Annotated in this window: 9 protein-coding genes; 7 read left to right on the top strand and 2 right to left on the bottom strand. The window is 40.9% G+C overall.

Features of this window, described 5'->3' with window-relative positions; all coding sequences use genetic code 11:
• Nucleotides 1-341: 341 nt before the first annotated feature.
• From nagK to CWB66_RS18515, 5 genes are all read left to right on the top strand, one after another.
• Nucleotides 342-1247, top strand: coding sequence for an N-acetylglucosamine kinase (gene nagK, locus CWB66_RS18535; protein WP_138586526.1), 906 nt, complete (start codon nucleotides 342-344; stop codon nucleotides 1245-1247).
• A 2-nt stretch (nucleotides 1248-1249) separates the two neighbouring features.
• Nucleotides 1250-2248, top strand: coding sequence for a glucosamine-6-phosphate deaminase NagB-II (gene nagB-II, locus CWB66_RS18530; RefSeq protein WP_077535472.1), 999 nt, complete (start codon nucleotides 1250-1252; stop codon nucleotides 2246-2248).
• Nucleotides 2249-3376 (top strand): N-acetylglucosamine-6-phosphate deacetylase, encoded by a 1128-nt coding sequence (nagA, locus tag CWB66_RS18525; protein WP_077535473.1) that lies wholly within the window; start codon nucleotides 2249-2251, stop codon nucleotides 3374-3376.
• A gap of 32 nt (nucleotides 3377-3408) precedes the next feature.
• Complete coding sequence (gene nagP, locus CWB66_RS18520; RefSeq protein WP_138586525.1) at nucleotides 3409-4710, top strand: N-acetylglucosamine MFS transporter NagP; 1302 nt, start codon at nucleotides 3409-3411, stop codon at nucleotides 4708-4710.
• Between the two features lie 281 nt (nucleotides 4711-4991).
• Nucleotides 4992-5219: a hypothetical protein gene (locus CWB66_RS18515; protein WP_138586524.1), complete on the top strand. Its 228-nt coding sequence runs from the start codon at nucleotides 4992-4994 to the stop codon at nucleotides 5217-5219.
• A 47-nt stretch (nucleotides 5220-5266) separates the two neighbouring features.
• Here the strand turns inward: CWB66_RS18515 and CWB66_RS18510 are convergent, their stop codons facing one another.
• Nucleotides 5267-6766, bottom strand: coding sequence for a phospholipase effector Tle1 domain-containing protein (locus CWB66_RS18510; RefSeq protein WP_138586523.1), 1500 nt, complete (start codon nucleotides 6764-6766; stop codon nucleotides 5267-5269).
• 95 nt (nucleotides 6767-6861) lie between these two features.
• Nucleotides 6862-8166, bottom strand: a complete 1305-nt coding sequence (locus CWB66_RS18505; protein WP_138586522.1) for an NAD(P)/FAD-dependent oxidoreductase — start codon at nucleotides 8164-8166, stop codon at nucleotides 6862-6864.
• 245 nt (nucleotides 8167-8411) lie between these two features.
• Here CWB66_RS18505 and CWB66_RS18500 point away from each other — a divergent pair, with 245 nt between their 5' ends.
• Nucleotides 8412-10340 carry a RecQ family ATP-dependent DNA helicase gene (locus tag CWB66_RS18500; protein ID WP_138586521.1) on the top strand — a complete coding sequence of 643 codons (1929 nt, stop codon included), beginning with the start codon at nucleotides 8412-8414 and terminating at the stop codon, nucleotides 10338-10340.
• 45 nt (nucleotides 10341-10385) lie between these two features.
• The gene (locus tag CWB66_RS18495) at nucleotides 10386-10694 is read left to right on the top strand and encodes a YkgJ family cysteine cluster protein (RefSeq protein ID WP_077535485.1); all 309 of its coding nucleotides are present in this window, start codon (nucleotides 10386-10388) and stop codon (nucleotides 10692-10694) included.
• Nucleotides 10695-10884: the final 190 nt, after the last annotated feature.

Raw genomic sequence — 10884 nt, 5'->3', positions numbered from 1 at the left:
AATAAATGCCAAACATGCGCTGCCCTTTGGGTTCTTTCTAGGGACGATTAACTCTTTGTTGCTCGGTTTTTACTTAGCCCACTAGGTTACAAACCTCGCGCCGCGATTAAATCGCCCCTAGATTGAACAAATTTCAATCCACAAAGGTCAACACGCCCTCGGGTGAAAATACTTTAATGGAAGTCATATAAAAAGTTATTTATATGTAAATAATTTAATGACAACGCTGTCATTTGTGCTAGTATAAGATTACTAAATTACGATAGAAATTGTTTTATTAGCCGCAGTTCAGGTTATTTAGAGTATTTACGCAGCATGGTCGAATAAGGTAAGAGGCAAACATGATCACAGACAATATTAATAAAAATAAACTCTTTATGGGGATCGATGGCGGCGGTACTAAATGTAGGGCAATTATTGTTAATGAATCGAATGACGTTCTAGGCGAGGGTATAGCAGGGCCTGGAAATCCTTTACATGGTTTTGCACAAGCAACAGCATCAATAGAGCAATCCGCGCGTTTAGCGCTACAAGATGCAGGTTTAGCTGATATTTCCTTATCAGAAATTACGGCAGGCATTGGTTTAGCGGGTGTAAATTTACCCAGTTTATTGACTCAAATGAATCAATGGCATTCTCCGTTTAAAAAAATGTACCTAACTACCGATTTACTTATTGCGTGTATGGGGGCTCATCAAGGCGAAGATGGCGCCGTTATAATTGCAGGCACTGGTTCATGTGGATTTTCATACGTAAATGGGCATGCTTTTATGCTTGGTGGGCATGGTTTCCCGCATGGCGATAAAGGGAGTGGCGCATGGGTAGGCTTTGTTGCTTGCCAGCATGCGCTTATGGAACTTGATAAGTTAGTGCCCAGTAGTCTTTTAACCACGCAAGTGTTGGCTCATTTAAAGGTAAGTAATGCAGTGCAGTTGGTTGAATTAATAGCGAACAAACCAGCAGCTTATTTTGCACAATTAGCAGCATGTGTTTTTAAATCTGCACAGCAAAATGATGCCGCAGCAATCGATATTATTAAAGACGGTGCAAATTATATCAGCGATATAGCACGCGAATTATTAAAGCAAAACCCACCAAGAATTTCATTTATTGGCGGCTTATCTGAATCGATAACCACTTGGTTAGATAGCGATATAAAAAGTAAATTAGCAGCGCCTTTGTCAGCACCAGAAATGGGCGCGGTACTTTATGCAAAGCAGCAAATTAACAACACTAGGCAGGAATGATAATGTTTCAAACGTTGATGGAAAAAGAAGCGGCGCAAACTCCCAATGTAATTAAAAATCAGTTAATTGCAAACCAACCTTTAGTCGAAAAAATAGGCCAAAAGCTTCGCGATATAGCCCCAAAAATGGTCATGATTATTGGTCGAGGTTCATCTGATCATGCCGGTGTGTTTGGTAAATATTTAATTGAAATTGAAGCGGGTATTCCAGTGAGTTCAGCTGCGCCATCGGTGGCCAGCATTTATGGTAAATCAATAAAGTTGCAAGATGCCCTAGTGATTGTTATTTCACAATCAGGACGCAGCCCCGATATTATTGCCCAAGCAAAAATGGCTAAAAAATCAGGTGCTTATTGTATTGCTCTTGTTAACGATGAAGAGTCTCCATTACAAGATATTGTTGATGATTTTGTGCCGCTTAAAGCCGGCGACGAAATTTCTGTCGCGGCGACTAAAAGTTACTTAGCAACGCTCTCTGCTTTAGTTCATATTGTCGCTAATTGGACGCAAAACCAGTCCTTAATTAATGCATTAAATGAGCTGCCACAAGCGCTTAACACAATGATTGATTCGCCCGCGCAACTGACTCCGCCTGCATTTGCCAAAGTAAGTAATATGGTGGTACTTGCGCGTGGGTTAGGATTTTCTATCTCCAAAGAAATGGCTTTAAAATTAAAAGAAGTATGTGCAATTCATGCAGAAGCATTCAGTAGTGCCGAATTTTTGCATGGTCCGGTGACACTCGTCGAACAAGGATTGGTTATTTTAAACTGTGCTGTTGATGACGAAACGGCAACCTCACATCAGCAACAAATAGACGAAGTTACGCAACGAGGGGCTGAGATCATTAATTTGAATCAAAATAACATTGTTATCCACCCTCGTTTAGCGCCATTTTTAATTTTACAGCGTTTTTATTTAGACGTAGCCAAGGTCGCACTAAGTAGAGGCTTTAATCCTGATGAGCCTAAGGGGCTTAAAAAAGTAACAAGGACGTTATAAATGTCAGCCGAACGCGTTCATATAGCACAATTTTTTGATGGGCAACAAATGCAGAGCAACAAAGTGTTCACCATCGAAAATGCAATCATTGTTGATATTGATGACAATGTGCAAAAGTACGATAAAAAGTTAAAGGGCCTTGTTGCGCCGGGCTTTATTGATTTACAAGTCAATGGCGGTGGTGGTGTATTGTTCAATCGTACAAGCACACTGTCAGGTATTAAAAAAATGCTGTTAGCGCATGCGCAATACGGAACGACAGCAATGCTACCAACATTAATTACCGACACTGTGGAGGTAATGCAACAAGCCGCTGATGTAATAGCACACGCAATAGCAAAAGAAGTGCCTGGCATCATAGGTATTCATTTTGAAGGTCCACATTTATCAGTTGTAAAAAAAGGTGCGCATAGTGCTGAGTTTATTCGCCCAATTTCTGATCAAGAATGGCAAATATTATCGCGTCAAGATTTAGGCAAAGTTATTGTTACTGTCGCCCCTGAAAATGTATTACCCAGCGATATTAATAAAATGCGCGGACTGGGTATTCAGGTTTGTTTAGGCCATACCAACGCAACGTATAATCAAGCTCAACAGGCTGTTGAGGCCGGTGCCACAGGGTTTACGCATTTATACAATGCAATGTCGCCCTTGCAAGGCAGAGAACCCGGTGTAGTCGGTTGCGCATTACTTAATGATGAAACTTATTGCGGATTAATTGTAGACGGCCATCATGTTGACTTTGCATCTTGTCGGCTGGCATTAAAAGCGAAGCCACAAGGTAGAGTGTTTTTAGTAACGGATGCAATGCCGCCAGTGGGCACAAATCAACATGAATTCGCCTTTTTTGACCGAACAGTACATTTGCAAGACGGTAAATTAACGTCAACCACCGGAGAGCTCGCAGGCTCGGTTTTAGATATGGCAAGCGCGGTTAGAAATTGTGTTCAACATGTGCAAGTTTCGTTACCCGAAGCGCTCAAAATGGCTAGCTTGTATCCTGCAAAGTACATTGGTTTACCTGCTGGATGGGGGCAATTAGTAATAGGTAGTCCTGCAAATTTTGTAGAATTAAATAATCAACAACAGGTAATTAGCACTTGGATTGGCGGTGCTCAGCTTTTTTAAAAATATAATAAATATAATTAAAGGAAAATAACATGACAACAAATGTTATACACACATCTAAGCAAAGTAGCGTGGTTCCCATGGCTATTATTGCGGTCTTGTTTTTTATACTGGGGTTTGCGACATGGTTAAATGGCTCATTAATGCCGTACTTAAGCCAAATACTCAAGCTTACTCCGTTTCAAGGCTCGCTTATTTTATTCTCGTTTTACATAGCTGTTACTTTTACCGCTATTCCATCAGCAATGTTGATTAAAAAGGTCGGCTATAAGAATGGGATGGCGTTAGGCATGACGGTTATGATGGTTGCAGGATTGTTGTTTATTCCAGCGGCTAAATCACAAATATTTCCACTGTTTTTATTAGCTCAACTTGTTATGGGAACGGGCCAAACGCTATTGCAAACAGCAATTAACCCTTATGTTGTACGTTTAGGCCCTGAAGAGTCGGCAGCTGCTCGAATTAGTATTATGGGGATTTTAAATAAAGGGGCAGGTGTTATTGCACCTATGGTTTTTACCGCACTTATTTTAAATAATTTTACAGGCACAGTTGGGCAAGCGTTATCGCAAACCCAAATTGATTCGATGGCAAACAGCCTTATTTTACCTTATTTAGGCATGGCACTGTTTATTGGGGTGCTTGCCCTCGCTGTAAAAAAATCGCCTTTACCAGAGCTTGCTAAAGAAGAAAACTCATCAAGTTCTTTGAGCGAAGTGAAAGAAACGTTATCGCACCCTAATTTAGCATTAGGCGTTATTGCTATTTTTGTTTATGTTGCTGTTGAGGTTATTGCGGGCGATACAATTGGCACTTTTGCGCTATCGTTAGGGATTGAAGGCTATAGCGTAATGACCTCGTATACGATGGTGTGTATGGTTGTGGGTTATATTTTAGGGAGCACTTTGATCCCACGCTTTATTTCGCAGCAAAAAGCACTCAGTATTTCAGCCACGTTAGGGGTGATATTAACGCTGGCTATTTTATTTGTTGACACGCAATCAAGCATTATTGCTAATACCGTATTAGTTCCATTAGGTGGGGTACAATTACCGGATGTGTTATTGATGATTGCTTTTTTAGGCTTAGCGAATGCGATTGTATGGCCTGCTGTGTTTCCGCTTGCTCTATCAGGAATGGGTAAACTCACCAGTACAGGCTCAGCGTTGCTTGTAATGGGTATTGCGGGCGGTGCGTTTGGGCCTATGTTTTGGGGATTATTAAGCGGTTTAAGCTCGTTACAAATGGGGTACTCCGTTATGCTCCCGTGCTATTTATTTATTTTATTTTATGCCGTTAAAGGCCATAAAATGAAAAAAGCGATAGTTGTGTAACGCATTTAATAGCAAGGGCCTATAAGCTATACTCGATAATGTGTAGCTGCTGTATATGAGGTAGGGACGCGAAAGTAAGACTCAATGATCTATAGCTAACCTGAGCTCTGGTTAAGAGATTTACTAAAGTATTGAATCATGGTGATATTTAAATTTATTTTCAAGGCAGTTAGCGCTGAAAATAGCTACTCGAGATAGATTTATTATTCAGAGTTCAGGTTAGCTAAGTATTTATAGTATTTTAATTTCATTAGAAGCTCATGTAAATAGAGAGAATATTTATGGATGAATTTACTAGGTGGGCGATCGCTTTTGCTCTTTTTTTAGGAGTGGTAGCAACATGGGTACTGCCTAAAAAATGGTTTAAACTCGCTGGTCTAACTTTGATTGTGATTGGTGTGTGTGGAGTTTTTTCTATAAATCTTGAAATATTCAGCGCTTTTTGCTTTTCCTGCATTCCAATTGGCTTTGGGTTACTAAGTTATGATAAAAAGTATATAGAGCCTTAATTAAATAGCTGCCACTTATTTGTCTGATTAAAATGAAAGTAACAGTGTTAACTCAATCTTGTTACTTTCATTTTTACCTTACCTGCATTCGCACCATAAAAGCGGCTTAAGTCGTTTGCAAATGGACAAAACTCACCCGATTTAGTGATTTTAATATCTGCGCCATCTGCTATTTCGAATAGATGATCGTCGCTTTTATTTATAGCGCCTATTAACGAAAACCATTGTGCGTGAGGCAATCGTCTAAACGGTTCAAGCACTGCCATGGGGATTTCTTTTACACCAAGTTGCACATTATCGCGGCTCCAGCCTAATGGTGTGCACTTTATACCATCGTCAAACCAATATTGATTTGGGTAGGGTGCAAAGCGATACGTAGCACCTAGTTCAAGCATTAAGCCTGTCGCATTGTAGTGCTCACTGGCAAATACGGTTACATCTTGGCTTTGGTTAATGCTCAGCATACTCATGTTTTGATTAGCCAGCTCAATATGAGCGCTTAGCCCTATAAAACTCAACGTGCTGTTGTCGCTGTAACTAATTTTATATTGCCGCTTTTTTAATGACTCTGGTCGATAGCTTGTCAGTTTATTAATACGCTCAGCTACGCTGTGGTGCACGAGCGGTTTAAGGCTGCTGGTTTCGTTATCTAGTAATACGGCGCATTCCCTGTCTATTAATTTTAACAGCGGGTTAAACCAAAAGTAATTTTGTTGATGACTCAATGCAAGTGGATCGGGTATCACGGTAACATCATCTTGCGCCACTAAGTTACTATCAGGTAGTAATGTTTCATAATCTATACTATGACTGGTTAGCAAAGATATACTAAGCGGCTGCTCTATTAACCATTCTAAGGCGTAGCGTAGGCAAATATCAGCTAAACCATCGCGATAATAACCGCCGCCAATATCAGAATGCGCGCCAGCAAACCACAGCTCAGTAATATTACTTTGATGATTCATAAGTGTGGGTTCAAACGCACGTCTTTTTTCATCAAGGGCTACGCAGTGCAGAGCTTGAGTAACGTTTGTTGCTATGGTGTGGTTTTCAAAAATAACATGCTCTGCGCCATAAGCCGCTTTATTTATTTTTGATAAGCCAATAGAGGCCACGGTATCAAATACACATAAATAAACGTTTTCGTTTATTAAGCGTTCAAGGCATTTAGCAAATCGCCTAGCAAGCGCAGCACCTCGGCTAAAACCAGTTAAAAGTAGTGTGTCGCCACGTTGGTAATGAGTTTTAAAATCACTAAAAGCTTGATTTAAAATGCTAGCTACATCGTCACTTCGTGGCGCAAATGTTTGATTTAGTACCCGCTTTAAGTGGCTACCTTTGGTACCAATACCTTGGTAGTAAAAACTAAGTTGGTTTGAAAATGCAGTGGTAGTGGCGTTTTCTAACTTACCGCCAAGTAGTAAGTGCAATTTTAGGATATTAGAGATACTGGCGTCTTCTTTAAAGTGTTCTGAGCTAAATTGCTCTGCGTCACGAGGCTCATTACCTGTGCCGTCAAAGTTAAAAATTAGCGTTTTTCCCGCCATAGCCCCAATCCTTTATTTGTTTTAAATACTCTACACAAACCGTGTTAAAAATTAAAGACAGTGATAGCGCTCACCGTCTTTAATTTAAATCGCTTTTAATGCAATTTCATTTTTGGGCGCACAACACGTAGTACTTTTTCGCTTATCCATAATGCAAAGGTTTTTGCGCTGCCGTGTATGGCGCGTTGATGCATTCTATAAAGCGATATATACATAAAGCGGGCAATTTTACCTTCAATAAAAAAGGTATTACTGGTGAGGTTCCCCATTAAGTTACCCACAGTGCTGTAGCTCGATAAGTTAACCAGCGAGCCATGATCGCTGTATTTAAAGCCGCGTAGTGGTTGCTGCTTTAATGTGGCGATTAGGTTTTTTTCAACGCACTGCGCCATTTGATGCGCCGATTGTGCGCGTGGTGGCACTTGCTTGCCATCGGCTTGGGTAAATGCGCAGCAATCGCCTAATACAAAAATGCTCTTATCAACGGTGCTTTGTAAAAACTCGTTTACTTGAATTTGATTGCTACGAGTCAGCTCAAAAATACCTAAGTCTTTAATAAAATCAGGCGCTTTTACACCTGCCGCCCATACCATAATATCGGCATCAATGTGTTCATCATCTTTGGTGATAAACCCTTGTTCGGTGCCTTCTTTTACTTGAGTTTGCTCGCGCACATTTACGCCAAGTTTTAATAGTTCGCGTTTGGCGCTGGTAGCTATGCGCTCAGGTAATGCAGGCAAAATACGTGGGCCGGCTTCTATCAAATGAATATGTAAACGTTTAGAGGACATATTCGTTAAGCCATAAAGTTTTAATAGCTCCGACACATGGTAAAGCTCAGCAGAGAGCTCAACACCCGTAGCGCCGCCACCTACAATGGCGATATTAAGCGATTGTTGTTGGTTGTCGTCTTGATGAAGGCGGGTAAAGCTATCAAGTAGCGAATGCTGAAAGCGCTCTGCTTGTTGGCTTGAATCTAAAAAGTAGCAGTGCTCTTTTATACCTGGCGTATTAAAGTCATTACTTACGCTGCCAATGGCAATAACAAGGTGATCGTAGCGTACGGTGCGGCCAGGTAAAATGGTGTGGCCTAACTCGTCATTTAATGGGGAGAGGGTAATTGTTTTATTGCTTTGGTCTATATTGCAAAACGTTCCTAGTTGAAAACGATAATTATGTTTTGCGGCATGGGCTGAATACACAACGCCATCTAAATCGGGGTCAATAGAGCCTGTCGCTACTTCGTGCAGTAACGGCTTCCATATGTGGGTACGATTCTTGTCTATTAGCAGTATATCTGCGTGATTTTTTTTCCCTAGTTTATGCCCAAGTTGGGTTGCAAGCTCTAATCCGCCAGCACCACCGCCAATAACGACGATTTTAGGTATTGTAATACTCATAACGTTGCCCTTAAAAATAATATACCCAAATAATCTGTATTATTTTTAGTGTTTTAAGGTTATTTGGGTATCGCAAAAATTATTTTTGGCAAACGTACTAGCATAGTATTTAGTAAGGTTATTTTGCGCTTAAATAAAGGATATGTCAGCAAAAAATGATGATCAAAGGCATATAAGTTATACTCACGTTTTTATCGCCTAGCTGTGCAGTTAAATCGCTGTTAAAAACACCGAAAAGGACACTTATGACCGCGTCATTAATTCAATCACTTGAACAACATTTTGGTTTCAGCCAATTTAGAACAGGGCAACAACAAACTATAGAGCAGCTTTTAAATGGTCAATCGTCGCTGGCGATATTTCCGACCGGCTCGGGTAAATCGTTGTGTTACCAACTCACCGCATTGCACTTACCTAATTTAACGCTTGTGGTGTCGCCACTGCTTGCCTTAATGAAAGATCAAATTAGCTTTTTAAATAGTAAAGGCATTTATGCAGCTAGCCTTGATTCGAGCCAAGATCAAATGCAAAGCAGCACCGTAATGAACGACGTGCGAAACGGCAAAATTAAAGTATTAATGGTCTCGGTTGAGCGATTTAAAAACGAGCGTTTTAGAGAGTTTATAAGTCAAGTGGCACTTTCTATGCTGGTGGTAGACGAAGCGCATTGTATATCTGAATGGGGTCATAACTTTAGACCCGACTACTTAAAGCTACCGCGTTACCGCGAAGAGCTTAATATTCCTTTAGTGTTGTTGCTTACGGCAACGGCAACTAAAAAAGTAAAGCGCGATATGGCCGAGCGTTTTGCTATTGCACCTGAGTGCGTTGTGCAAACGGGCTTTTACCGCGCTAATTTAGATTTAAGCGTGTTGAGTGTTAAAACCGTCGATAAAAACACCGAACTTGCCAATATTGTACGCGCGCAAAGTGGCCCGGGGATTGTGTACGTAACACTGCAGCAAAGCGCCGAGCAAGTCGCTAATGTATTAACCGCGCAAGGCCTGCAAGCAGTGGCTTATCATGCCGGGCTTGAAGATACGCTTAGGTGGCAAATTCAAGATGATTTTATGGGCGGTAAAATTAATGTTGTAGTGGCAACCATCGCCTTTGGTATGGGTGTTGATAAATCGGATATTCGTTTTGTTATACATTACGATTTGCCTAAATCGATAGAAAACTACAGCCAAGAAATTGGCCGAGCAGGGCGCGATGGTAATCCGTCAAACTGTTACACGCTTGCTAATTTAGACGGGCTCAATACGGTAGAAAACTTTGTATATGGCGACACGCCAGAGCTTAGCGGTATTGAATACGTAATTAACGATATTCGCCAAAGCCACCAGCAATGGGAAATGCAAGAGTACAGCCTTTCAAGCGAAAGCAATATTAGACAATTGGCCCTTAAAACCTTGTTAGTACAGCTCGAAATGCAAGGAGCAATAACGCCACAATATGCGTACTACGCCGATTTTAAATATAAATTTTTGGTCGATAAAAATGAGCTACTTAGTCACTTTGACGAGCAACGCCAAGCATTTTTAACACAAATATTTAGCCACACCGATTTTAAAAAAATATGGGGCACGTTAAATTTTGACTCCCTTACACAAGCTGCGCAGGTTGATCGCAAACGTGTAGTGGCCGCTCTTGATTACCTAGCCGAAAAAAACTTAATAACGCTTGAGACCAAACGTATTACCCAAGTATATAAAGTGCATGGGGAGGTTATAAATAATCCCGAGCTTGCGCAGCAACTTCATGACTACTTTACCGATAAAGAACAAGCCGAAATTAAACGTATAGCTGCACTGATACGCTTTTTTGAGCTGCAAAGTTGCTTAAGCTATAACTTAGCGCGCTATTTTGACGATCAAAATGCACCTGAGCAATGTGGGCATTGTAGTGTGTGTAGAGGTCATGCGGTTAAGCTTGAATACTCTATAAAGCCTGCGCACATTGATGAGCAACTTATTTATCAAAAAGTAGATGAGTTTTTAGCGCATATGGCAGATAAAAATCATCAAAACGTGGGTGTTGAAACCCAATGCCGTTTTTTAGCGGGGATGAGCGTACCGTTATTTACGCGCAATAAAGTACGCCAGCTGAGTGGCTTTGCATTGTGCGAGCAGATGCGTTACGGCGATATTAAAGCAAAACTACTAGCGCGTTAAACTAGTTACTGTATCCTAGTGGCTTATTCAAAAAAGTAAGCCACTATGCCGCATATTGTTATTCCCGTTGAAAATATTACGACTACCCCAGAGCCCGTTACGTGTGCTAACTGCCAAGCCTGTTGTTGCCAATTAGAAGTGCGCATAGTAACCGACACCGGCGTGCCTTTTAACTATATAGAATACGATAAATGGGGCAGCGAAGTAATGAAACGCGCTGACGATGGCTGGTGCCAAGCACTCGATCGTAATACGCTTATGTGCTCCATTTACGAAAACCGCCCATTAGTGTGCCGCGAGTTTGAAATGGCCTCAGACGAGTGTATTACCGAGCGTGATTTAGCGGGTATATAGTTATCTCGTTTAGATTAGTTAACTAACCTGAGCTCTGGTTAAGAGATTTACTAACATATTGAATCATGGTGATATTTAAATTTATTTTCTCTAGCCAGAGATTTTCAGTGAAAACAAGGCGAATTTACGCGTCAATATCTGGACTATTGAAAGATAACTACACTCAGTTAGCGCAGGAAATGTCTGCACG

It is taken from the genome of Pseudoalteromonas sp. S558, assembly GCF_005886635.1.
Lineage (GTDB): Bacteria > Pseudomonadota > Gammaproteobacteria > Enterobacterales > Alteromonadaceae > Pseudoalteromonas > Pseudoalteromonas aliena.
The sequence above is the reverse complement of the archived record's forward strand: the minus strand, read 5'-3'. Positions and strand labels throughout refer to the sequence as shown.

Bases quoted from the DNA above. Each gene is read 5' to 3' on its own strand.
- nagB-II (WP_077535472.1), top strand. From the start codon at position 1,250: ATGTTTCAAACGTTGATGGAAAAAGAAGCGGCGCAAACTCCCAATGTA.
- nagK (WP_138586526.1), top strand. From the start codon at position 342: ATGATCACAGACAATATTAATAAAAATAAACTCTTTATGGGGATCGAT.
- nagP (WP_138586525.1), top strand. From the start codon at position 3,409: ATGACAACAAATGTTATACACACATCTAAGCAAAGTAGCGTGGTTCCC.
- nagA (WP_077535473.1), top strand. From the start codon at position 2,249: ATGTCAGCCGAACGCGTTCATATAGCACAATTTTTTGATGGGCAACAA.
- CWB66_RS18515 (WP_138586524.1), top strand. From the start codon at position 4,992: ATGGATGAATTTACTAGGTGGGCGATCGCTTTTGCTCTTTTTTTAGGA.
- CWB66_RS18505 (WP_138586522.1), bottom strand. From the start codon at position 8,166: ATGAGTATTACAATACCTAAAATCGTCGTTATTGGCGGTGGTGCTGGC.
- CWB66_RS18495 (WP_077535485.1), top strand. From the start codon at position 10,386: ATGCCGCATATTGTTATTCCCGTTGAAAATATTACGACTACCCCAGAG.
- CWB66_RS18510 (WP_138586523.1), bottom strand. From the start codon at position 6,766: ATGGCGGGAAAAACGCTAATTTTTAACTTTGACGGCACAGGTAATGAG.
- CWB66_RS18500 (WP_138586521.1), top strand. From the start codon at position 8,412: ATGACCGCGTCATTAATTCAATCACTTGAACAACATTTTGGTTTCAGC.